The sequence below is a fragment of the Nonomuraea sp. NPDC049709 genome, assembly GCF_040674815.1.
In the GTDB taxonomy this organism is placed as follows: Bacteria; Actinomycetota; Actinomycetes; order Streptosporangiales; family Streptosporangiaceae; genus Nonomuraea.
On the sequence record NZ_JBFANM010000103.1, the window covers coordinates 14,267 to 35,986 of the forward strand.

The following is a 21,720-nucleotide window of genomic DNA, read 5'->3' on the forward strand; positions in this document are numbered from 1 at the left end:
CAACGGGATTGCGACTGACCTATGAACGACACACCCATCCACCTGCGCGCCGGAGGCACCAGCCTCGTCGTCGCCGTCGACGGCGGGCGGCTGCCGCGCATCCTGCACTGGGGGCCGGACCTCGGCGAGCTCGGCGACGCCGCCCTGGCGGACCTCCATCGTGCGGCGCTGCCCGCCATCGGCGACAGCGCGGTCACCTACCCCCAGCCCGTCCCGGTGCTGCCCCAGCTCACGGAGGGCTGGCTCGGCCGCCCGGGCCTGGTCGGGGACAGCGACGGCCGCCGCTGGGCACCCTTCTTCCGCGAGGCGACGCACGAGGCCGGCGACACCCCTGAGGGGCCCGTGCTGCGCACCTCGGCGCACGACCCCGAGTACGGCCTGGCGATCGACATCGAGATCCAGGTGCTCGGATCCAGCGGACTCGTCCGGCAGCGGGCCCGGATCAGGAACGACGCGGCGCAGCCGTACCGTGTCGGCTCCCTCGAATTGGCGCTGCCGGTGCCGTCGGACGCGACGGAGATCCTCGACCTGACCGGCCGCTGGGCGCTCGAACGGGTGCCGCAGCGCCGCCCGTTCAGGGTGGGGGAGTGGGTGCGGGCCTCGCGGGGCGGCAAGCCGGGCCTGGAGCACACCCTGCTGCTGGTCGCCGGCGAGAGCGGGTTCGGCTTCCGGCACGGGACGGTGTGGGCCACCCACCTCGCGTGGAGCGGCAACCAGGTGCTCGCCGCCGAGCTGACCCCGGCGGGCACCAGGCACCTCGCCGCGGGAGAGCTGCTGCTGCCGGGGGAGGTGGTGCTCGGGCAAGGCGAGGAGTTCCGGAGCCCGTGGCAGTACGGGTCGTGGGGGGTGGGCCTGGACGAGCTCGCCGCCCGCTTCCACCGGCACCTGAGGTCCCGGCCGCGCCATCCGCGCGCGCCCCGGCCCGTGGTGCTGAACACCTGGGAGGCCGTCTACTTCCGGCACGACCTCGACACCCTGCTCGAACTCGCCGAACGGGGCGCCGAGCTGGGCGCCGAACGGTTCGTGCTCGACGACGGATGGTTCCTGGGCCGCCGCGACGACACCAGCTCGCTCGGCGACTGGACGGTCGACCCGGCCGTCTGGCCGAAGGGCCTCCAGCCGCTCGCCGACCGGGTACGCGAGCTCGGGATGGACTTCGGCCTCTGGTTCGAGCCGGAGATGGTCAACCTGGACTCCGACCTGGCCCGCCGCCACCCGGAGTGGATCTTCGACGCGGGCCACGGCCCCGGCCTGCCCTCCCGGCACCAGCACGTGCTCGACCTCGGCCATCCCGGCGCGTACGCCTACCTGTTCGAGCGGATGAGCGAGCTCGTCGGCTCGCTCGGCATCGCCTACATCAAGTGGGACCACAACCGGTACCTGCTCGACGCCGGCCACGTCCCCGACGGCCGGCCGGGCGTGCGCACCCAGGTCCAGCAGGCGTACCGGTTGATGGCGCAGCTCAAGGCCGCCCACCCGGGGCTGGAGATCGAGTCGTGCGCCAGCGGAGGGGGCCGCGTCGACCTCGGCGTGCTGGAGCTCACCGACCGGGTGTGGCCGAGCGACTGCAACGACCCGCACGAGCGGCTGGAGATCCAGCGCTGGACGGGCCTGCTGGTCCCGCCGGAGCTGCAGGGCACGCACATCGGGGCCGAGGAGTCGCACACCACCCACCGGACCCACCCGCTCGACTACCGAGCGGAGAAGGCGCTGTGGGGTCACCTGGGGATCGAGACGAACCTGCTCACCGCCGACGACGGGACGCGCGCGGCGCTGGCGCGGTGGGTCGCCTTCCACAAGGAGCACCGGGCCCTGCTGCACACGGGCGAGGTGGTGCACGCCGACCTCGCGGACGCGGCGTACCGGCTGGAGGGGGTCGTGTCGGGCGACCGCTCCGAGGCGCTCTACGCGTTCAGCGTCGTCGAACGCCCGGCGACGTGGCCTCCGGGCCGGATCCGGTTCCCCGGGCTGGACGACGCGCGCCACTACACCGTCGAGGCCGTCCATCCCGGGTCGGCTCCCGCCGCGGGAGCCGTGCTCCCGCCCTGGCAGCGCTCGGGCGTCTCCCTGTCGGGGCGGGCGCTGCGGCTCGTCGGCGTCGAGGCGCCGTCCCTGGACGTGGACCGGTCGGTGCTGCTGCGGGTGACGGCGTCGTAGGCCGCTCAGCCCTTCGCCCGGTTGCGGTATTCGGTGGGGCTGGCCTCGTGCATCCGCCTGAAGTGACGGGAGAAGTAGAACGGGTCGGGGTAGCCGACCTCGCGGGCGATGTCGGCGATGGTCGCGTCGGTGGTGTCGAGGAGGTTGCGCGCCTGCGCCATCCGCAGTGCCGTGTGGTGGGCGAGCACCCCGCCTCCGGTGGCCCGGCGGAACAGCGCGCTCAGATGGGAGGGCGAGACGCCGACCAGCGCGGCCAGGTCCGCGACGCGCACGGTGCTGTCCAGCCGCTCGGCCAGGTAGGCCATCGCGCGCTGCAACGGATCGCCCGGCGCCGGCATGGCGCGGTCGGCCACGATCTGGGTGAGCAGCTTCCACGCGGCGCCGGCCGCGCCCATCAGGCTGGCGGGTGAGTGGTCGCGCTCCAGGATGGTGACGATCTCGTCGAGCAGCGCGACGGCCCGGTCGAGCCGCCGGACGGAGATCACCGGCCGGGACGGCCCGGCGCCGACCGCCTCGATCAGCTCGGGCAGGTCGGTGCCGCGGAGATGACACCACCAGATCGTCCAGGGGGTGTCGGCTGACGCGCCGTAGGCGTGCGGGGTGCCGCGCGGGATCAGCAGCGCCGCGTTCGACCCGACGCGGTATTGCACGCCTTCGATGCTGGCCCACCCCGTGCCGGCCGCGCACAGGATGAGAACGGCCTCCTCGATGCCATGAGGCCGGTTCATCAGGTGATCCGCGGCGACCGGGTAGTAGCCGGTGTCCGTCACCATGAGCCGCCGGGTCACCGGCCGCGAGTTGGCCTCCGCGACGACCCGGCGCGGCACGACCGTCAGCCGCTGGTTGCGGAACCCTTCCTGGATCGGCATCGAGCCAGTATGGCACATGCGTCGGATCGTCCAGGTGATCGCACGCATCGGCCATTCCTGGCGGCCGTGGCACACGTGTTGACTGGCGGCGACGACCTCGCCGTCAGGCCGGAGGGCGTGAGCCGATCAGGAGAACAAGGGGGAGGACCGTGGGACGAGGATTGTTATCGGGCAAGGTCGCCGTGGTGACCGGCGCCGCCTCCGGCATCGGTGCCGCGGTGGTGGAGCGGTTCCTGAGCGAGGGCGCCCGCGTCATCGCGGTGGACCTGGCCGGCCAGGGGCCGGACCGGCCGGACCTCCTGGCGATCAGCGGCGACGTCGCCGACGCGGAGACCTGGCAGCGGATCGCGGACACGGCACGGGCCGAGTTCGGCCGGCTGGACGTGCTGCACAGCAACGCCAGCACGGTGGTCCGGGCCCCGGCGCACGAGCTGACGGAGCGCGACTGGGACCGGCAGCTCTCGGTCAACCTGACGGCCGCCTACCTGGGGGCCCGAGCGTGCGTCGGGCTGTTGCGGGAGAGCCGGGGCGCCATCGTGCTGACCTCCTCGGTGCACGCCCTGGTGGGCATTCCGCGGCACCCCGCGTACGCCGCCGCGAAGGGCGGGCTCGTCTCGCTCGGCCGCCAGCTCGCCGTCGAGTACGGCCCGGAGGTGCGGGTCAACACCGTGCTCCCCGGGCCCGTTCTTACGCCCGCCTGGGACGGCATCGGCGAGGAGGACCGCCGGCGCAGCGCGGAGGCCACCGCCGCCGCGCGGTTCGGCCGCCCGGAGGAGGTGGCCGCCGTGGTGACCTTCCTGGCCTGCGCCGAGAGCTCGTACGTCACCGGCGCCTCGCTCCTGGTCGACGGCGGCTGGACGGCGATGAAGGACTCGGCATGACAGTCGGCATCGACATTCGGAGGTCCTGGTGAAGATCACCAAAGTAGAGACGTTCCTCGTGCCCCCACGCTGGCTGTTCTGCCGGGTGGAGACCGACGAAGGCGTGGTCGGCTGGGGGGAGCCGGTCGTGGAAGGCCGGGCCGAGCCCGTCCGCGCCGCCGTGCATGTGCTGGCCGAATACCTGCTCGGGCAGGACCCCCTGACCATCGAGGACCACTGGCAGGTCATGGCGAACGGCGGGTTCTACCGGGGCGGGCCGGTGCTCTCCAGCGCCCTGGCGGGCCTCGACCAGGCGCTGTGGGACATCGCCGGCAAGACGTACGGTGTCCCGGTCCACGCGCTGCTCGGCGGGCACGTACGGGACCGGGTGCGCGTGTACTCGTGGGTCGGCGGCGACGAGCCGTCCGAGCTCGCCGAGGGCATCGCCGCCAGGCTCGAGGCCGGGTTCACCGCGGTCAAGATGAACGCCTCCGGCCGCATGCCCGTCTCCGCCACCCCCGCCGACCTCTCGGGCGTCGTGGACCGGCTCGCGCTGGCCAGGGAACTCCTCGGCCCGGCCCGCGACCTGGCGGTGGACTTCCACGGCCGGATGAGCGCGGCGGACGCCCGGCGGGTCCTGCCGATCATCGCGGAGTTCCAGCCGATGTTCGCCGAGGAGCCGGTGCTGCCCGACCGCCCGCACCTGCTGCCCGGCGTCGTGGCCGCCAGCAGCGTCCCGATCGCCACCGGGGAGCGGCTCTACTCGCGGTGGGACTTCCGGCCCGCGCTGGAGGCCGGAGTGGCCGTCGTGCAGCCCGACCTGTCCCACGCCGGAGGCATCTCGGAGACCCGCCGGATCGCCGCGCTGGCCGAGGTGTGGGACGCCAAGCTGGCCCCGCACTGCCCGCTCGGGCCGCTCGCCCTCGCGGCCAGCCTCCAGGTCGCGTTCGCCACGCCGAACTTCCTGATCCAGGAGCAGTCCATCGGCCTCCACTACAACGACGGCGCCGACCTGCTCGACTACGTGGTCGACCCCGCCGTGTTCCGCTTCGCCGAGGGGTATGTCTCCCGCCCGGCGGCGCCCGGCCTCGGGGTGGAGATCGACGAGGCCGCGGTCAGGCGCGCCGACCTGTCGGGGCACGCGTGGCGCAACCCGGTCTGGAGACACGACGACGGGGCCTTCGCCGAGTGGTGACGAGACGGATTGCCCTGACGGCCCGCTTCGACCTCGCCAGGGGAGGCCGGTGGACGTCCTTGCGCGGTGGTGGCCGTGAGTGGTTGTGGACCCGGCCCGATCCGGCCAGATTCGCGGTCGTGCCGGGGTCGGCGTTCGTGGACGCCGGTGGTCTGGAGGAGTGCGTTCCGACGGTCCGGGGGCGGCCTGACCATGGTGACGCGTGGAGCCGTCCCTGGGCGGGCGACGTGGCCCGCGGCACCGTGAGTTGTGCCGGGTTCGAGCTGACCCGCACTGTCGGTGACGAGGCGGGGGCGGTCGTGGCGACCTATCGGCTGTCGGCTGACCCCGGGTTCAGCTTCCTGTGGGCCGCACACGCTCTGCTCGACCTCAGTGAGAAGGCGCGGCTGGCCGCTCCGCATGGGACGCCGGTGCGGATCTTTTCCGAGGCGGCGCCGTTGCTGGGTCCCGCCTGGCCGGACGGGGCCGCTCACCTGGACGGGCGCTGGCCCGCCCCGTTCGGGCTGGAGCTCGACCGGTTCGGCCCCGATGACGGCACGGCCGTGGGCGCGGTGCTGCGCTGCGCGGCGGTGCGGGTGGAGGATCAGGACGACGTCCTGGATCTGCGGCTGGAGGCGCCGCCGGGGGTCCCCGCCGGCACCGGTCTGTGGCGCAACCTCGGCGGGTTTCCCGAGGGCGGGCCGTACCGCAGCGTCGGGGTGGAGCCCATGCTCGGCGTCGTCTTCGACCTGGCGGAAGCCGGTCCCGGCGAGGCCGCGGTGGTCCCGCAGTCCGGCGAGCTGAGCTGGCGGCTCGTGGTGGCCGCGGAACGGACGTCGTGACCGATCGTCGCGAAGCGCTCCAGGGCCGCCCCTGGCCACCGTCGAGGCGCGCCGACAGGGCACGATGGTCATCGTGCGGGTGAAGGACCTGCCGACCGTCGTCGATGCGGAGTTGCCATGCGCGTGATGCTGGCCGAGGACTCGGCCCTGCTGCGGGAGGGTCTGGTACGGCTGCTGAAGGAGGAAGGCCACGACGTCCTGGCCGCGGTGGGCGACGCCGACGCGCTCCTGGAGGCGGTGACCGGCGAGCGGCCCGACGCGGTGGTGGTCGACGTACGGATGCCGCCCACCCACACCGACGAGGGCCTGCGCGCCGCCCTGGAGATCCGGCGGCGCTGGCCGGAGGTCAAGGTGCTGGTGCTGTCGCAGTACGTGGAGAAGAAGTACGCCACCGAGCTGATGAGCAGCAGCATCGACGGGGTCGGTTACCTGCTCAAGGACCGCGTGGCCCAGGTCGGCGACTTCCTGGACGCGCTGGAGCGGGTGGGCGCGGGCGGGACGGCCTTCGACCCGGAGGTGGTGCGCCAGTTGCTCGCGCGCACCAGCCACGCCGATCCGCTGGCCCAGCTCACCCCCCGCGAGCGCGAGGTGCTGGAGCTCATGGCCCAGGGCCTGACCAACGCCTCGATCGCCCAATCCCTGCACGTGTCGCAGAGCGCGGTGGAGAAGCACGTCAACGCCCTGTTCGACAAGCTCGCGCTGTCGCACACCACCGGGTACAGCCGCCGGGTGCTGGCGGTGCTGCGCTACCTCGGCTCCTGAAGGCTGCGGTTTTCCGCAGGTGAAGCGGGCGGAGCACCGCATTCTGCGGCGAAGTCGATCTCCGTAGCGTTGCGCGCATGATGCAGACGATGATGAACGTGCTGGTGGCGGCGGCGGTGGCGGCGGGCGGCCAGGGCGTGGACGTACGCGCTGACCTGGAGAAGATCGTGGCAGGCGACGGGGCCACCGCCGCCCTGGCGCGGGTCTCCGACGGCCGCCGTACGTGGTCGGGCGCCGCGGGCGTGCGTGACATCGAGCGCGGGGGACGGCCGTCGCCCAACGGGCACTTCCGGATCGGCAGCGTGACCAAGACCTTCGTCGCGACCGTGGTGCTCCAGCTCGTGGACGAGGGTGAGGTGGCGCTCGACGACCCCATCGCCGAGCACCTGCCCGGCCTGGTGCCCGGCGGCGAGCGGATCACGGTCCGCGAGCTCCTCAACCACTCCAGCCACCTGTACGACTACATGAGCGAGCCCGGATACTCGACCAACCGCTGGCGCGGCGACGCCCGCTTCCGCTCCTACCAGCCGCGGGAGCTGCTCAAGGTGGCCTTCGCCAAGAAGCTCCCCGACGACGGGAAGTGGCACTACTCCAACACCAACTACGTGGTGCTCGGGCTGCTGGTGGAGAAGCTGACCGGCCGCCCGTACGGCGAGGAGGTCGAGCGCCGCGTCCTGCGTCCGCTGGGCCTGCGCCACACAGTGGTGCCGGGCGACCGGGCAGGGCTGCCGGCACCGCACGCCAAGGGCTACGAGCCGCTGCCGGCCCTGGTGGACGCGACGCGGATGAACCCCTCGCTGGACTGGGCCGCAGGCGAGATGATCTCGACCGCGGCCGACCTGGAGAAGTTCATGTCGGCGCTGCTCGGCGGCAAGCTGACCAGCAAGACGTCCTTGCGGGCGATGCGTACGACGGTCGAGACCGGGGCCGGGTTCGGCTACGGGCTCGGGCTGCAGGAGTATCGGCTGCCGTGCGGCACGGTGTGGGGGCACAGCGGCGAGCTGATCGGCTACCTGACGTTCGCGTTCCGCTCGGACTCGGGCAAGTCCCTGACTCTGTCGATCAACCCCTCGACCCGCAACCCGTCCACGGAGGAGGTCATGGGCATCGCGGTCAAGGTGTTCTGCGGGATGGCGGGTTAGCCGGTCAAACGAGCACGAATGGAGAAGCGCCCGGCATGGCGCCGTTTGTAGCGTAATCAGCATCCCCTCGAACACAAAGGAGACATGTCATGAAGGCGCACGTCAGCTCCATCCTGCTCGGCGTCCGGGACCTGGACCGGGCCAAGCAGTTCTACACCGAAGGGCTCGGTTGGAAGATCGAGAACGACTACGGCGTCTCGGTGTTCTTCGAGTCGGACGGTGCCTCGCCCGTCGGCTTCTACGGCCGCGACGGCCTGGCCGACCAGGTGGGCACGAGCCCGGAGGGCAGCGGCTTCAGCGGGCTCGTCCTCACCTACGTCGTCCGGAGCGAGGCGCGGGTCGACGAGATCATCGCGGAGGCCGCGAAGGCCGGCGCCACGATCCTCAAGCCCGCCGGCGCCCTGCCGTGGGGCGGCTACGGCGGCAGCTTCGCCGACCCGGACGGCTACATCTGGAGCCTCGGCTACAGCGCCCACGGCACGGACCAGCCTTACGCGGAGTAGCCGCCGGAGGGGGTGGGTACGGCGTCGGCGCGGGATCGTGCCGGCGCCGAACCACCACGCGTTCGTGGCCGTCCCCCGGATCACACTCTCCATGAACGCCCTTCTCCCGCCCGGAGGAACCGCTTCCCGCGCTCCGCAACATCTCCCGAACACGGGTGTACGGCCATGCGGCGAGCCGGTCCAGCCACCAGTTCGCGGAGGAGGCGGCCCCGCGCTACGCACTCCTGGCTCATGACGCCCATCAGGGCGGCAAGATTTGCGATCTTGACGCGTGTGTAACGCACGACAACGAAAAACCCACGACCTCTTCGTAGGTCGCGGTCAGCCGACCGGAACGGATCGGACGCGCCGATCGGTCGGTGATCGACGACCTTTGCCGACCGATGAACTACAGTCGTCCGCCATGGCCGAATCCTCCCCCTACCTGACCGCGACGGCGGACGCCTACGACGCCGTCGCCGATCTCTACGCCGACTTCGTCCGAGATTCGCTCGACAGCCTGCCGCTGGATCGCGCGCTGGTCGCCGTGTTCGCCGAACTCGTACGGGCCGCCGGACCCCGCCCCGTCGCCGAGGCCGGCTGCGGTCCCGGGCACATGACGGCACACCTGCGTGACCTCGGACTGGACGCCTTCGGCATCGACCTGTCTCCCGCACTGATCGACATCGCCCGCAGAGACCATCCTGACCTGCGTTTCGAGGTGGGTTCGATGGGCGCCTTCGACGTGGCCGACGGCGAGCTGGGCGGCCTGCTCTCCTGGTACTCCGTCATCCACATCCCACCGCCGGAGCTGCCGCCGTACTTTGCCGAGTTCCGCCGGGTGCTGGCCCCGGGTGGGTACCTCCTGCTCGGTTTCTTCGAATCCGAGGGCGGCCCGGTGCTGCAGTTCGACCACAGGGTCACGCCGGCCTACCGGTGGCCGATCGACGACCTGGCCGACCTGGCTCGCAAGGAAGAGTTCGTCGAGGTGGCGCGGATGTTGCGCGAACCTCTGGAGGATGAACGATTCCGCCGCGGCCACCTGCTGATGCGCGCACTGTAGGCCCCGGTACCCGTACACCGGACGGGCGGGCACGCGGGCGGCCCGGCACGGAACAGGCTCGCCCGCTGCCCGAACGCGTCACGAAACGCGTCCTCTAGGAGTTGAGTGTGGCGCGCAGCCGCTCCGCGTAGGCGCGGCGGCGGTCGGCGGGGAGCCAGTCGGGCTGCGGGGGCGTGCCGTAGAGGTCGTCGCCGGGGTAGCGGGGGAAGAGGTGCTGGTGGAAGTGCCAGACATCTTGGTTGCCGGCGGGCTCGTTGTGCTGGCGGGTGGAGACGCCCGCGCAGTCGTAGGCGGTGCGCATGGCGCGGGCGAGCATCCGGGTGGCGTCGAAGATCGCATGGCCGTCGGCGGCGGGGAGGTCGTAGAGGTTCTCGTGATGGGCGACGGGGATGATCAGCAGATGTCCCGCGTTCCGCGGCCACCAGCGGGGGCAGATCATCGCGAACACGCGCTCGTCACGGTAGACCACGTCGGGTTCCCGGTCCGGGGTGAGGTGGCAGAACGGGCAGTGGTAGTCGGCGGGTTCGTGGTTGTGCACCGCAGCGCCTCCCTGGCTGGTCGTCGGTGTCGTCGAACGTCGTGCGAAGCGCTCAGGAACCGGACGGCGGCCACTCGACGAGATCATCGAGGATCGGTGGTCGGTAGCCGGGGCCTTTGAGCACCTTGCCGTCGGCTCGGCGGAGGACTCGGCCGTCCGCGTCAAGCTTGCTCATGTTGGACCGATGGACCTCGGCGAAGACGGCCGGCAGATCGATCCCCAGCGCATCTGCGGCGCCGTAGGTGACGTAGAGGACGTCGGCCAGTTCCTTGGCCACCGCCTTGTACGCGGTGAGCGGGTCGTCACCGGTTCGCAGGGCCTTCGCGAGGTCGGTGAGGGCCTCGGCGGCTTCGCGTGCTTCCTCGACCAGCAACGTCCGGCGGTGTTCCGCCAATTCGGGGCGTTCGGCCTCGGCCTCACCGTCGAACGTTTCGCGGAACTCGGCGACTCGCCGCATCGGCTCATGATCCATCCCCTGACCCTAAGCGCTTCGCGCGACGTCCTGACCAAGGTTCGCGGAGGCGCCGCGCGCCGTCGGCTGCGGTTCGTCGCTACCCGCCAGGCCCTCAGGCACCACCATCCAGCCCTCTATGCCGATCTTGATGAGGGAGGCTCGCCGGGGCGGTACAGCTCGTTGTGGCCGAGGCGAGCGGCCTTCGCATACCCATGTGCGCGCAGGAGTTCGCGCAGTTCCTCCGCGCTCGTGTCCGTGCGTTCGCGCTGTTTGACCTCGACCAGCACGGCGCGCGGCCGCAGGGTGCGGAGCGAGCGGCTCATGCCGGTGAGCACGGCGGCCTCGGCGCCCTCCACGTCGATCTTGACGACGTCCAGGCGGCTCAGCCCCGTCTCCTCGGCCCAGGCGTCGAAGGTGCGCACCGGGACCTGCTCGACCAGTGCCGCATCGCCGTACTGGGACCGCACCCCCGCGTCGGCGGCGTCGTAGCGCGCGTCGCCGTACAGGCCCGCCGTCCCGTGGCGGGCGCCCAGCGCGGACCGCACGACCTCGACCCGCAGGCGGTTACGGTGGGCGGTGGCGCGGAGCTTGGCGGCGGAGTCCGATGCGGGTTCGAAAGCGATCACGCGGCCGTCCGAGCGACGCAGGATGCGGGCGGCGGCGAGTGCGTGTACGCCGATGTGCGCCCCGACATCGACCACGACGTCCCCAGCCCGGAGCTCCCGGCGGAGGAACCGCAGGACGTCGGGCTCGTAGCGTCCGGTGTAGTACAGGATGGCCTGCAGGTTGTCGCGCAGGTCCAGCTCCAGCCTCAGCCCGTTCCTGCGGACGCGGACCGTCGCGGCCCACCGCGGTGGGATCTTGCCGAGGCCGGGGTTCTCGCCCGCCAGCCTGGGTGAGATCCGGTACGCGGTCTTCCGGTAGCCGGATTCGCGCACCGCCTGTGTACCGGCGATGAGCCGGGCCACTCTCCTGGCGGCACCTGGTGGCAACCGCTGCAGCAGCCTCCAGACGCCGTGGAGTATCCGGCCATCACGCATGGCGACCATACCGTCATCACATCAGCCCGGAGGCGGATCGGCACGTGAGCCTCGGCCATGTTGCGGGCGAAGCGATCGAACTCGGTGACGGTGAACACGGTGCCGTCCCAGACTGCGGCGCACGTGCCGGTCCTCGGCCGGCTGCCACACCGCTTCGACGTCGTTGGGCCAGAACGCCGGCGGCTCGTTGGTACAGCCGCTCGGCACCCGCCAGGTCTCCTATCTGCTCCCTCAGCCGGGCCAGGTTCCACAGCGCACCGGTGTCGCCCACGTCGACGGCTGTGGGGGGCGGCACGTCGCTGTACGCGGACGTCGAAGGCGCCGCCCTGGAGCCTGACGGCTACGCGCTACGCGATGCGCGAGAAGCCGACCCTCCTGCTGCTGCACGGCGGCCCCGGCCACGATCGCTCGATCTTCAAGCCCGCCTACGGCCAACTCGCCGACCTGGCCCAGATCGTCTACGTCGACCAGCGCGGCAACGGCCGCAGCCAGAACTCCGACCCGGCCACCTGGAACCTCGACCAGTGGGGCGACGACGTGCGCGCACTGTGTGACACGCTCGGCATCGTCAAGCCGATCGTCCTTGGCTGGTCCTGGGGTGGATTCGTGGCCATGAGCTACGCCTCCCGCCACCCCGGCCACCCGGCCAAGCTGATCCTGCAGAGCACCGTCGCCCGCTGGGATCTGGACCGGATCGTCGAAGGCTTCCGTGCCGAGGCCGGCGAGGAGGCCGCCACGGCCGCCAAGGCGTTCCTCACCGAAGGAACCCCGGAGGCCTTCGCCGCTTTCGGACGGCTCTGCGCCCCCGCCTACAGCCCCGACCCGAACTTCCCCGCCGAATCCGACATTCAGGCCATGGCCCGCATGACCCCGAACCCCGCACTCACCATGAGCTTCATGTCCACCGCCCGGTTCGACCTGACCGTGCACCTGGCCTCGATCCGGTGCCCGGCGCTCGTCGTGGCCGGCGCCCGAGACCCCATCACGCCGCTGTCCGCAGCGCGGGAGATCGTGGACGGCCTGCCCGGAGCGCGCCTGGAGGTGTTCGAACGCTCGGGCCACTTCATCCCCGACACCGAGGGCGAGCGGTTCTTCTCCCTGCTGCGTTCCTTCATCACCGGCTGACCCGGCGCTGTGACGTACCTGCCGGTCGGCGAACGGCGACGTGCCATCATCGACGCCGCCATCGAGGTGATCGCGAAGGAGGGACTCGCCAGCGCCACCACCCGCCGCATCGCCGAACGGGCGGGTACGCCGCGCGCGACCATCCACTACTGCTTCCGCGACAAGGACGAGCTGACCCTTCTCATCCTGGCCCGGGCCTGCTCCACCATGCACGCCACCTTCACCCGTCTGTCACCCGGCTCCGGATTCGAGGCGACCGTCCGGGCCGCTGTCGCCGCCTATTGGCAGTGGATCCGCGACGCCCCCGGCCTGCACCTGGCACTCCTGGAGCTGACTCTGTGGGTGATCCGCAACCGGCAGACCGTGGCGCCGGGCGGCGATGTTCGGGCCACGGTGAACGCGCCCTTCGGCGGTGACCTCATCAAGGACGCCCTCTCCACCGCCGCCCGGGCCGACAACCTCCATCCCGCCGTTCCCGTAGCCGAGCTGGCCCGCTTCCTCATCCACCGCATGGACGGCCTCGTCCTGGAACTCGCCGAAACCCGTGACGAGGCAGCCTGCGAGCGCCAGACGCACCTACTCGCCGACGCCCTCATCGCTCTCGCCACGCCGTGACTCAGCATCAACGACGCAGTCACGGCGACAGATATGCAATAACCCCTGAGTTCCCCTGACCGTCTTCGGCCTCTCTAGCCGCAGGACCTGGGCTTATCTGCTGGTGCTCCGGCTTCTTTGGTGTTGATGAGATTTCAAGGTTTCTGAAGGTCTATCGCCCTGGTCGTTCGTCTTGCTGTGATGGTGAAGGTGAGGTGGCCGGAGTCGGCGCCGGCAGTGGTGAAGGATCTTCTGCGGGTGGCCCGTGCCCCGGTCACCGTCGAGGGCTGGGAGGCGCTGGAGACCGACGTTCTGGCCGGTTACGTACCGGCCCGGGCGGCTGGAGAGAGTTTCTGGGACGCCGGCACTGTCTGGCTGCTGCCCCGCTTGCTCGCGGGACGCACCCGCCGGCCGGTGTTCGTCATCCACCGCCGCTCCGGTCCGGGGCAAGGTGCTTCCGGCCTGGGACGTCTGCCCGGGCACCGGCCTGGCCTGCCTCTCCTACGGCCGGGCCCGACCAGCACACCGGGGCGACGCCGCTTGCCTGGCGTAGCCGTGTCAGTACGGTTTGAAGTCGGGATAGTAAGCCGCGGCTGCGGTGGCGGTGTCGATGTTCCGCGGGAACAGCGCGGTTTCGTAGGCGCGGATGGCCGCGTCGATGTCCTCGGGCTGTTCGGCGATGGCGTTGCCGAGCTGGCCGGCGTCGTACAGCGCCCAGTTCGCTCCTTCGCCGTCCGGCGGTGCCAGGTGGGCGGCGTCCCCTATGAGCGTGACCCCGGGTACATGGTCCCAGTGGTGCCCGATCGGCAGCCCGTACAAGGGGCGGAAAACCGGCGGGATGTCGCTGTCGGCGACCAGCGCGACGAGCTCCGGCGCCCACCCCTCGAACATCGCCGCGACCGTGCGGGCGGCCGCAGGGCCGTCGGTGAAGTCGATGCCATCGAACCAGTCGAGCGGCTGGTCGAACATGGCGTAGGAGTGCAGGGTGTCCGCGCGCTCGCGCTGCACGCCGAGACCGATGCGGGTGGTTTCGTCGTAGGCGGTCATCGACCCGCCGCCGACCAGCGCCAGGGTGGCAGGGTGCCGGGTGTCGCTCTCATACAGGTACGTCTCGACCATCGAGCGTCCGGCGTAGGCGGGCGTGGCATCAGACAGCAGTGGCCGGACCTTCGACCAGGCGCCGTCGGCGCCGACGAGGATGTCGGTGACGATCGTCGATCCGTTGGCGAAGGTCACTTCGTGACGACCGTCCTGGAGGGTCCGGACATTCTGCGTCTTGTGGCCCCAGGCGACCGTATCGGAAGGGAGGGATTCCAGCAGCAACTGCCGGAGCTCTCCACGCTGCACCTCGGGGCGGCCTGCGGCGGGGTCGTCGGGCTGGTCCGCCAGGATGGTGCCGTCAGGTGCCACGTCGCGGGATGCCTGGCGGCCTTCGAGGATGAGGGATCGGAAGCCGTCCATCAGGCCGGCGGCACGGATGCCGTGCTGTCCGTTGTAGTGGTGGATGTCGAGCATGCCGCCTTGGCCGCGGGCCTGCGCAGACGCCTCCGCTTCGTACACCGTGGACGGGATTCGGTGAACCGCCAGGGTTCGGGCCAGCGTCAGTCCCGCAAGACCGGCGCCGATGATCGTGATCTGAGTCATGCATGCGTTCCTTACTGCTCTTGGATGAACCGTCGGTCCTGCCTGCAAGGGCTCCCGGCCACCGCGCGGAACAAGCGGAGTGACAGGGCCGGGTCAGGGGAAGCTGGGCGGCTCGATCCGGGATGCGAGCTGCTCCAAGAGGTCGTGGAGCAGCGCCCGCCCTTCGGCGCCCAGCGGCGCGAGGATCGACTCCTCGACGCGGTCCATGGCCTCTTCGAAACCCTGGATCAGCTCGGAGCCCGCTGGGGTGACATGCACCCGGCGGCTGCGCGTGTCACCCTCCTGCGTCCGGCGTTCCACGAGTCCGCGCCGCTCCAGCCCGGCCAGGAGCCGCGAGACGCCCGGCGCACTGGTCCGCGTGGCCCGGACGACGTCACGCTGGATGGCATCTGGGTTCTTTGACAGGTACGCCAACACGGTGCTCTGCTCATGGGTGAGGCCGCGTTCCCGTATCCACTCATCGGCGATGCGCCGCTGCCCCCACACAACCCACCGCATCAGCTCCAACGTGCTCTCCCGCTTCAATCCACTCATAGTTAACATGCTAACTGTTGCATAGTTAACAATCAAGCCGGGATACCTCTCACCCCACCGCCGTTGGACATGCCGAGCATGTCGTGTCGGGTCCGATGGGTGGCGTTTCGGCATGCAGCCCTCGATCGGCTACGCGCCGATCGCCAACTCGAGGAAGCCCTCGCCTACGGACCCGACCCGCTCCACCTCGCGGCGGCGTTCGGCCTGGATCCCAAGACCGCCATCCGCTACGCCGAGAACGCCAAAGCGCTCCTGACAGGCGACGCCGAGGAACAGACCCCGCCGGTTCTCCCGAACCCAAGGGTCGAAACCCCATGAAGCCTGAAGATCCTTGGGTTCATCCCGAAGACCCTTCAGTTCGCCCGAACTCTGGGATTTCACGGGGGGCGCCAGTGCGGTCATCTCCCGCTTGTGGCTCACCCTCGAGCGCAACAAGCTCATCAAGCGCTCCTCCGGCGGCAGGTTCACCCGGGTCACCAAGTTGCTCGAGGACGGGTCCGAGCGCGCGTACACCCCGCCCAGCGGCTCCCGGGAGTCCCGGCGCGAGCTGCCATACGCGTACTGGACCAGCGGCGTGTTCACGAAGCTCGACATGCCGGCCAAGACCGTCCTGCTGATCGCCATGAGCCTGCGCAAGCGCAAGCTCTTCCTGCCCAGCACCAAGACGTTCGCGGGCTACTACGGGATCTCCGCCTCCACGCTGCACCGCGGCATCACCACGCTGCACCAGCTCGGCATCCTCACGGCCTCCGAACCCGAGTACTTCGTGGATTCCACCGCCCCCAGCGGCGTGGGCAGCCACACGCTGTACTCCCTCGCGCCGCCCTACGACCGCAGCGTCAAGATCGAACAGGAGGAGGAACCCGAGGAGGGACCACCGGCGCCGCGTGACACAGCCGCCCCACGACACCCTGACGGCGAACCGAGAGAAGGGAGGGAGTAACCCCAAGTGAAGATCCAGAAGCCCAAGATCGAAGCGTCAGCATGATCATCGCGTCGGCGGCCGGCGGCCTGATCGTCGTCCTGATCGTCGTCCTGATCGACCTCGGGCTCCGCTGCCTGATCGGCTGATACCCGGCCTAGGAACCACGATCACGACGATCAAGTGGCCAGCGGAACCCGTCGAGGACCCCGCCTCAATGAGGTGGGGATCCTTGACCATCATGCCTCGACAGAGAACTCCTTGGCGAGGCCGACCCCACGTCCGCTCTGGGCACCGAGGCGCTCGTTCCATCGCTGGCGGAGCACCAGGGCCGTGGGGTCGCGACGGGGGCCCCACGGCTTGACTGCCCGGCGTGAGGGGTGCCGGGCCGGTGTGGCTGCGGGCCGGGCAAGCGGGGGGGATTGGCCCGCAGCGGAGGCGGCCTTGCGGAAGGTAGCTCCGCCTATGGCCTGGTCTATCGCCGGATGTCGAAGCTGTCAGCACTTTCTCCACTTGGACGACCGAGTACTACTCCTGGCCGTGCGGCAGCTGCGGGCGGCGTGGCCGGGACCTTTCCGACGAGCTGCTGGCCCACATCTCCCCGGCGCACAGCGAGAACGTCAACTTCTTCGGCGTGATCACCGTGGACGTCGAGGCGGAGCTGGCCAAGCTGGACGGCGGCGGCTGGAGACCGCTGCGCCCGGGCAGCGGCGGACGCCAGTCTGATGTGACCGCTCGGGGGTTGATGTAAGAATGCCGCCGTCGAACACGGAGGACACCTCGGAATCGACGTCGAGGTCGTCAACAGAAATCCCGATGTCCGCAGATTTCGCATCGGCAAAGACGCTGGGTAGTGGAACGCAGCCTTGGCCGGCTCATGTTTCGACGACGACGGCGGACCGCGATTACGAATCGCTACCCGCCAGCTCCAAAAGGCATGATCATAACTCCACGGATGGACACGAGGCACCTACTAGAACGTAACGTCCTCTCGGCGGGTTGCCTTGGAGAAGATCGTCACGAGTTCGTCGGCGTACACGTCGAGGTCGGTGTCTTCGGCCGAGGACGTCAGCTGGTGGGCGCCGTCGATGGCCTGCAAGATCGCCAGTGCCATGGCTGAGGAGGAGAACGGCCGGAAGTCGCCGCTTTGCTGGCCCCCTTCGAGAATGCTCGCCAAGCCCCGGATACGTGGCTGCGCGGCGCTGGATTCGGGCTTGGCGGTCAGGCTCTGGGTCCTGGCGTGTAAGACGATGCCCAAGACGGCGGCCATGTCCTGCCGGTTCTCCCCGATGAAGGCGAGATTGCCCCGGATGAAGGCTTCGAGTTTGGCAGGGGGCGTATCGGCTTCGGCGATGATGGCCGTCATGTATTCGGCCGCGCGGGTGTAGACCGATGTGAGCACCTCGGCGACGAGCTCGTCGCGGCCGGCGAAGTGGTAGGAGATGAGGCTGCGGCTGATACCCGCCCGGCGAGCGATCTCCTCGAAGGACGCTTTGCCGTACCCGATGTCGGCGATCGTCTCGATCGCGCACCGCACGATCTGGGTCCGGCGGGCCATCTCGGTGAAGGTGCGCCCCTTCTGAACAAGCTGTCGATCTTTTGACGGCATGGTCAAAACATTAGCAAGGGTGCCAGTATGGGTTTCATGGAGTTGGCGCTGGAGCTCACAGGGTTATCGATGACATTCGCCGGTCGCACCGTGGTGCACGGCATTGGGCTGCAGGTGCCGAGCGGCACGTTCTTCGGGTTGGTGGGGCCGAACGGAGCGGGCAAGACGACGTCGCTCTCCATGGCGACCGGGCTGCTACGGCCGCAGGCCGGCACCGTGCGGGTCTTCGGGGTGGATCTCTGGCGCGATCCCGCACGCGCCAAGGCGATGCTCGGGGTACTGCCCGACGACCTGGCGCTGCCCGAGCGTCTGACCGGGCGTGAGTTGCTGACCTATCTGGGGCTGTTGTACGGGCTGGACAAGCAGGCCGTGGCCGAGCGGGCAGAGGAGTTGCTGGCGCTGCTGGGCTTGCTGGAGGCTGAACGCACGCCGGTGGCCGGTTACTCGGCGGGGATGCGTAAGAAGATCGGGCTGGCCACGGCGCTGCTGCACGCGCCGCGGCTCCTCGTGCTCGACGAGCCGTTCGAGGCCGTGGATCCGGTGTCCGCCGCCACGATCAGCGCGATCCTGCAGCGGTTCGTCGACTCCGGCGGCTCGGTGGTGGTGTCGAGTCACGAGATGGCGCTGGTCGAGCGGTTGTGCGAGCACGTTGCGGTCATCGTCGACGGAAAGGTCGCCGCCGCGGGTCCGTTGCGTCAGATACGCGGCACGGGCAGCCTCGAGGACGCGTTCATCCGCCTGGCCGGCGCGGAGAACACGGTGACGGAAGGGTTGTCGTGGCTGTCGTCCTGACCCGCATGCGGCTGCTGCTGCTGTGGCGGGTCACGAACGGCATGCTGATCGCCGGAGTGATGGCGGGCCTTCTCCTCGCCGTGGCCACCGTGACCTTCGGGACCTCCGCGGACGTTCTCGCCGCCGCGTTCGCCGTGTGGGCGCTCGGCTGGCTGATCGGGCCGCTGTTCACCGGCGGCGGCGACGGCGGCCTGCGCCCCGAGTACTTCACCCGGCTGCCGATGACAGCGCGCCGGCTCGCCAAGGGACTCCTGGCCGCCGCGTTCGCGGGACCAGGACCGGTGATCACCGCGGTGGCGTTCGCCTCGTTGGTCGTGTTCGGCGCCCGCCTCGGTGTGCTTCCCGGACTGGTCGCGGTGCCTGCCGCGGCCGCACAACTCCTCCTGGTGATCCTCGCCTCGCGGGTGGTCGTGGGCCTGCTCGGCGAGGTGATGCGCACCCGGCTCGGCGCCGTGCTCGTTGCGCTGCCGTGGGCGGCGGTCATCGCCGCGGCGTCCAACATCGGCATCGTCGCGCTCGCTCTCGCGCGCTATGACGTGGACGTCAGCCGCTGGCTGCTGGTCCTGCCCCCCAACTGGGGGATCGTCGCGGTGCAGGCGGCGGCGAGGGCCGACTGGCTTGTGTGCGTCAGCGCGTTGACCGGACTCGCGCTTCTGATCGTCATGCTGCTGGCCGCCTGGGCCCGGCTGCTCGACCGGCGCATGAGCGGCGTTCTCGCTCGCCGCACCCGGCACCCGGCCGGCGACGGGCTCCTGGTGCCCCTCCTGCCCGCGACCCCGCTCGCCGCGGTCGCGGCCAAGGAACTGCGCGAGTGGTCGAGGGACACGCTGCGCTCCTACCACTGGTACTTCGCGATCGCGTTCGGCCTGTCCCTGTGCCTGATGCCGCTGGCCATCGATCTCACCTGGTACCTGCCGTGGACCGGCGCCGCGATCACCTGGATGGCGGCGGCCGGAGCCGCGACACTCTTCAGCACCGACGGCACCGCTCTGTGGCTGACCCTGATGCGACCGGGCGCGGAGCGGACGGACGTGCGTGGCCGGCAACTGGCCTGGCTGCTGAAGGTGGCTCCGCTGAGCGTCGTGGCCACCGTCGCCGGAACCGCCCTGTCGGGGCTCGCCTGGGCGTGGCCGCCCGCACTGGCTTTGCAGGCCGTCGCGCTCGGCGCCGGCGCCGGCCTCGTGGTCCTGCTGTCGGTGATGGCGCCGGTCCGGATGCCGGACGCGCATCGCCGTACCGGAAACGCCGCCGCCGACGGCCCGAACATCGTCGGGCTGGTCTGGGCGATGATCGGCCTCATCGCCGCGTGCGCGCTGCCGTCGGCCGCCGCCGTCGCCGCCGGCCATCTCCTGAACCTGATCGCGTTGCAGTGGGCCGGCGTGGCACTCGCCGTCGTGACCGGAGCCGGCTACGCGTGGCTGTTCGGCCGGATCGCCTATCGCCGACTGCAGACAGCGGGTCCGGAACTGCTGTTCCGGCTGCGCACCGGCCGGTCCGCCACGACCGGGCGGGCCGCGGTCCCGCTGCCGGGCCACGGCCGGCGCAGGCTCCTGATCGGCCTGTGCTTGGGGACTGCTTGGACTCCGCTGTTGTCCGCGGTGCTGTCCCTCGTCAACCTGGCGACCCGTACGCCGAGCCGTACTTTCTGGACCTTTCCCCTCGGTCTCCCGCCCGCGCTGCAGGTTCCGGCCATTGTCATTCTCGTCGCGGCCGCGCTCGTGCTGTACGTGATCGCGATCCGCACACTGCTGACCCTTCTGCGTGCGCGCGCTCCGATAACGAGGACATCTAACAGGAGCGTTTGATCACAGAGCCTGGCACGGCAGATGCCGATGCGGTGCTCCTAGACCTGTACGAGGCGGGCGACGAAGACGGGCGGAGAGTCGTCTCCAACGCCGGGTTGAGACGCTCGTCCACCTCCTTCATGTCCCCGTGGCAGGTGGCGTCCATCACCTCCTGAGCGACGGCCCGCTGCCAGGGCCAGGGCGACCTTGGCGCGTTGATCAGGATCGTCGGCCTCGTTGGGTGCGCAGCCAGGGGCTGGGGCCGTCGGCGGGGAGGGATGTCGGGCGTGCGACCTTGGCGCCTCGGCCCCACGTGTCGCACTCGCCCCGGTGTCGCGGGTTCCTGCCGCGTTCGTCATGCCTTTCGTCATCTGGTGTTGGCGTACGAGCGGGCGTGCGCCAGCGGGCGTGTCAATCCGCTCGGGTCCGGTTCGTTGGCGGGATCCGAGCAGCCATCGCCGTTGGAGGACCGCTGGCGCGATGATCACTGTCAGTCGATCAAGTCGAACGGCAGCCGGGGCTCGATTCTTCCGAGCCTCGCAGCGCCGGCCCGGGTGGTGAGGACGGCTGCACCTCGGTTCAGCGCCACATCCGCTCAGCAGAGGCTAGGTGCGTCCCTATTCGCCGGACAAGTGTTCCCAGTCAATGGTGGTCATGAGGGGCTTCAGGGAATGCTCGGCTTCGCCCCTGAACACGCCTGGGACAAGGCCGTCGCCGACCAGGACGAGCAGGCCGGGCTCGTATCGGATCAGGTCGTGCCAGAGCTTGTAGAGTGTGCGGCTGCCGGGTCCGCGCAGCAGGCGTTGCGCCTCGGTCACGACGATCAGCGGAGGGTCCGGGTCCCGCGCGAGGCTGCGTCTCAGCCAGGCATCAGACCGCTCACCGCGGGGCCGCGGCTCATACAGGTGCGCGGCAAGGGCTTGCTGGCCGGCGAACACCACCGCGCTGGCCGGTGCCCAGCGCGCCTGCCCGGCCGCCGTGACCTCCACGGTGACCGGCCGCTCGTCGAGCGGATCGGCCGAGGTGATGCGCACGTCGCGACCGAGCATCGCGGCGATGCCGAGCGCGTCGATCGCGCACATCGCGAACACGGCCGGCCCGCCGTTGATCTGCACCCGGTGCCGGGTCGGAGAAGCGGAGAACGGGTAGGCGGCCCGGATCTGCCCGGCCCCGTTGCCGTCCCCTTCTCCACGGTCGTCCAGGCGCAGGAAGTCGGCGGCGTGCAGTTCGGCCAGCACCTGCTCGGCACTCACCCCGTACGGGGCGGCCGCGCGGGTCAGCTCGGCCGCCGGCGGCGCCGCTCCGGCTGCAGCGGCGCCAGCGCCCCCACCAC

At 70.5% G+C, this 21,720-nt stretch carries 22 protein-coding genes and 1 pseudogene; 14 read left to right on the top strand and 9 right to left on the bottom strand.

Annotated features, from left to right (window positions below; genetic code table 11):
- The first annotated feature begins 21 nt into the window (after nt 1–21).
- On the top strand, nt 22–2,157 hold the full coding sequence (locus tag AB0J69_RS54400) for an alpha-galactosidase (RefSeq protein ID WP_364135664.1): 2,136 nt from the start codon (nt 22–24) through the stop codon (nt 2,155–2,157).
- A 5-nt stretch (nt 2,158–2,162) separates the two neighbouring features.
- Here AB0J69_RS54400 and AB0J69_RS54405 read toward each other — a convergent pair whose 3' ends face one another.
- A complete protein-coding gene (locus AB0J69_RS54405; RefSeq protein ID WP_364135667.1) occupies nt 2,163–3,026 on the bottom strand; it encodes an AraC family transcriptional regulator in 864 nt (287 codons plus the stop codon).
- Nucleotides 3,027–3,175: 149 nt separating this feature from the next.
- Here AB0J69_RS54405 and AB0J69_RS54410 point away from each other — a divergent pair, with 149 nt between their 5' ends.
- From AB0J69_RS54410 to AB0J69_RS54440, 7 genes are all read left to right on the top strand, one after another.
- Nucleotides 3,176–3,907 (top strand): SDR family oxidoreductase, encoded by a 732-nt coding sequence (locus AB0J69_RS54410; protein ID WP_364135670.1) that lies wholly within the window; start codon nt 3,176–3,178, stop codon nt 3,905–3,907.
- A 28-nt stretch (nt 3,908–3,935) separates the two neighbouring features.
- On the top strand, nt 3,936–5,081 hold the full coding sequence (dgoD, locus tag AB0J69_RS54415) for a galactonate dehydratase (RefSeq protein WP_364135673.1): 1,146 nt from the start codon (nt 3,936–3,938) through the stop codon (nt 5,079–5,081).
- The gene (locus tag AB0J69_RS54420) at nt 5,078–5,902 is read left to right on the top strand and encodes a hypothetical protein (RefSeq protein ID WP_364135676.1); all 825 of its coding nucleotides are present in this window, start codon (nt 5,078–5,080) and stop codon (nt 5,900–5,902) included. Before dgoD ends, AB0J69_RS54420 begins: the two co-directional genes overlap by 4 nt.
- Nucleotides 5,903–6,019: 117 nt before the next feature.
- Nucleotides 6,020–6,664: a response regulator transcription factor gene (locus tag AB0J69_RS54425; RefSeq protein WP_364135679.1), complete on the top strand. Its 645-nt coding sequence runs from the start codon at nt 6,020–6,022 to the stop codon at nt 6,662–6,664.
- 77 nt (nt 6,665–6,741) lie between these two features.
- Complete coding sequence (locus AB0J69_RS54430; protein WP_364135682.1) at nt 6,742–7,806, top strand: serine hydrolase domain-containing protein; 1,065 nt, start codon at nt 6,742–6,744, stop codon at nt 7,804–7,806.
- An 89-nt stretch (nt 7,807–7,895) separates the two neighbouring features.
- On the top strand, nt 7,896–8,309 hold the full coding sequence (locus AB0J69_RS54435; RefSeq protein ID WP_364135685.1) for a VOC family protein: 414 nt from the start codon (nt 7,896–7,898) through the stop codon (nt 8,307–8,309).
- 403 nt (nt 8,310–8,712) lie between these two features.
- Complete coding sequence (locus tag AB0J69_RS54440) at nt 8,713–9,351, top strand: class I SAM-dependent methyltransferase (protein ID WP_364135688.1); 639 nt, start codon at nt 8,713–8,715, stop codon at nt 9,349–9,351.
- 94 nt (nt 9,352–9,445) lie between these two features.
- Here the strand turns inward: AB0J69_RS54440 and AB0J69_RS54445 are convergent, their stop codons facing one another.
- From AB0J69_RS54445 to AB0J69_RS54455, 3 genes are all read right to left on the bottom strand, one after another.
- Nucleotides 9,446–9,889: an HIT family protein gene (locus AB0J69_RS54445; RefSeq protein WP_364135691.1), complete on the bottom strand. Its 444-nt coding sequence runs from the start codon at nt 9,887–9,889 to the stop codon at nt 9,446–9,448.
- Nucleotides 9,890–9,941: 52 nt separating this feature from the next.
- On the bottom strand, nt 9,942–10,361 hold the full coding sequence (locus AB0J69_RS54450; RefSeq protein ID WP_364135694.1) for a hypothetical protein: 420 nt from the start codon (nt 10,359–10,361) through the stop codon (nt 9,942–9,944).
- 116 nt (nt 10,362–10,477) lie between these two features.
- A complete protein-coding gene (locus AB0J69_RS54455; RefSeq protein ID WP_364135697.1) occupies nt 10,478–11,392 on the bottom strand; it encodes an FkbM family methyltransferase in 915 nt (304 codons plus the stop codon).
- A gap of 345 nt (nt 11,393–11,737) precedes the next feature.
- On the opposite strand from AB0J69_RS54455, the gene AB0J69_RS54460 reads away from it, so the two are divergent.
- The gene (locus AB0J69_RS54460) at nt 11,738–12,508 is read left to right on the top strand and encodes an alpha/beta hydrolase (RefSeq protein ID WP_364135700.1); all 771 of its coding nucleotides are present in this window, start codon (nt 11,738–11,740) and stop codon (nt 12,506–12,508) included.
- Between the two features lie 9 nt (nt 12,509–12,517).
- On the top strand, nt 12,518–13,123 hold the full coding sequence (locus AB0J69_RS54465) for a TetR/AcrR family transcriptional regulator (RefSeq protein WP_364135703.1): 606 nt from the start codon (nt 12,518–12,520) through the stop codon (nt 13,121–13,123).
- Between the two features lie 537 nt (nt 13,124–13,660).
- Here the strand turns inward: AB0J69_RS54465 and AB0J69_RS54470 are convergent.
- The 3 genes from AB0J69_RS54470 to AB0J69_RS54480 all read right to left on the bottom strand — a co-directional run bounded on the left by AB0J69_RS54470 (nt 13,661) and on the right by AB0J69_RS54480 (nt 15,682).
- A complete protein-coding gene (locus AB0J69_RS54470) occupies nt 13,661–14,746 on the bottom strand; it encodes an NAD(P)/FAD-dependent oxidoreductase (protein WP_364135706.1) in 1,086 nt (361 codons plus the stop codon).
- Nucleotides 14,747–14,839: 93 nt separating this feature from the next.
- Nucleotides 14,840–15,280 carry a MarR family transcriptional regulator gene (locus AB0J69_RS54475; RefSeq protein WP_364135709.1) on the bottom strand — a complete coding sequence of 147 codons (441 nt, stop codon included), beginning with the start codon at nt 15,278–15,280 and terminating at the stop codon, nt 14,840–14,842.
- Between the two features lie 129 nt (nt 15,281–15,409).
- Nucleotides 15,410–15,682: a hypothetical protein gene (locus AB0J69_RS54480; RefSeq protein WP_364135712.1), complete on the bottom strand. Its 273-nt coding sequence runs from the start codon at nt 15,680–15,682 to the stop codon at nt 15,410–15,412.
- A 7-nt stretch (nt 15,683–15,689) separates the two neighbouring features.
- Here AB0J69_RS54480 and AB0J69_RS54485 point away from each other — a divergent pair, with 7 nt between their 5' ends.
- Entirely contained in the window at nt 15,690–16,223 is a 534-nt protein-coding gene (locus tag AB0J69_RS54485; protein ID WP_364135715.1) for a helix-turn-helix domain-containing protein, read from the top strand.
- A 728-nt stretch (nt 16,224–16,951) separates the two neighbouring features.
- A pseudogene (locus AB0J69_RS54490) lies at nt 16,952–17,135 on the top strand (IS5/IS1182 family transposase); the annotation flags it as partial.
- A 40-nt stretch (nt 17,136–17,175) separates the two neighbouring features.
- Here the strand turns inward: AB0J69_RS54490 and AB0J69_RS54495 are convergent.
- Nucleotides 17,176–17,811 (bottom strand): TetR family transcriptional regulator, encoded by a 636-nt coding sequence (locus AB0J69_RS54495; protein WP_364135717.1) that lies wholly within the window; start codon nt 17,809–17,811, stop codon nt 17,176–17,178.
- Between the two features lie 69 nt (nt 17,812–17,880).
- Between AB0J69_RS54495 and AB0J69_RS54500 the strand changes: the two genes are divergently transcribed.
- On the top strand, nt 17,881–18,603 hold the full coding sequence (locus tag AB0J69_RS54500) for an ATP-binding cassette domain-containing protein (RefSeq protein ID WP_364135726.1): 723 nt from the start codon (nt 17,881–17,883) through the stop codon (nt 18,601–18,603).
- Nucleotides 18,588–20,408, top strand: a complete 1,821-nt coding sequence (locus AB0J69_RS54505; protein WP_364135720.1) for a hypothetical protein — start codon at nt 18,588–18,590, stop codon at nt 20,406–20,408. The genes AB0J69_RS54500 and AB0J69_RS54505 overlap by 16 nt, the downstream gene beginning before the upstream one ends.
- Nucleotides 20,409–21,004: 596 nt before the next feature.
- On the opposite strand, the gene merB is transcribed toward AB0J69_RS54505, so the two are convergent.
- A partial coding sequence (gene merB, locus AB0J69_RS54510; protein ID WP_364135723.1) for an organomercurial lyase occupies nt 21,005–21,720 on the bottom strand: 716 nt, incomplete at its 5' end.

Bases quoted from the DNA above. Each gene is read 5' to 3' on its own strand.
- AB0J69_RS54400 (WP_364135664.1), top strand. From the start codon at position 22: ATGAACGACACACCCATCCACCTGCGCGCCGGAGGCACCAGCCTCGTC.
- AB0J69_RS54405 (WP_364135667.1), bottom strand. From the start codon at position 3,026: ATGCCGATCCAGGAAGGGTTCCGCAACCAGCGGCTGACGGTCGTGCCG.
- AB0J69_RS54425 (WP_364135679.1), top strand. From the start codon at position 6,020: ATGCGCGTGATGCTGGCCGAGGACTCGGCCCTGCTGCGGGAGGGTCTG.
- AB0J69_RS54430 (WP_364135682.1), top strand. From the start codon at position 6,742: ATGATGCAGACGATGATGAACGTGCTGGTGGCGGCGGCGGTGGCGGCG.
- AB0J69_RS54435 (WP_364135685.1), top strand. From the start codon at position 7,896: ATGAAGGCGCACGTCAGCTCCATCCTGCTCGGCGTCCGGGACCTGGAC.
- AB0J69_RS54440 (WP_364135688.1), top strand. From the start codon at position 8,713: ATGGCCGAATCCTCCCCCTACCTGACCGCGACGGCGGACGCCTACGAC.
- AB0J69_RS54450 (WP_364135694.1), bottom strand. From the start codon at position 10,361: ATGGATCATGAGCCGATGCGGCGAGTCGCCGAGTTCCGCGAAACGTTC.
- AB0J69_RS54455 (WP_364135697.1), bottom strand. From the start codon at position 11,392: ATGGTCGCCATGCGTGATGGCCGGATACTCCACGGCGTCTGGAGGCTG.
- AB0J69_RS54460 (WP_364135700.1), top strand. From the start codon at position 11,738: ATGCGCGAGAAGCCGACCCTCCTGCTGCTGCACGGCGGCCCCGGCCAC.
- AB0J69_RS54470 (WP_364135706.1), bottom strand. From the start codon at position 14,746: ATGACTCAGATCACGATCATCGGCGCCGGTCTTGCGGGACTGACGCTG.
- AB0J69_RS54475 (WP_364135709.1), bottom strand. From the start codon at position 15,280: ATGAGTGGATTGAAGCGGGAGAGCACGTTGGAGCTGATGCGGTGGGTT.
- AB0J69_RS54480 (WP_364135712.1), bottom strand. From the start codon at position 15,682: ATGACCGCACTGGCGCCCCCCGTGAAATCCCAGAGTTCGGGCGAACTG.
- AB0J69_RS54495 (WP_364135717.1), bottom strand. From the start codon at position 17,811: ATGCCGTCAAAAGATCGACAGCTTGTTCAGAAGGGGCGCACCTTCACC.
- AB0J69_RS54500 (WP_364135726.1), top strand. From the start codon at position 17,881: ATGACATTCGCCGGTCGCACCGTGGTGCACGGCATTGGGCTGCAGGTG.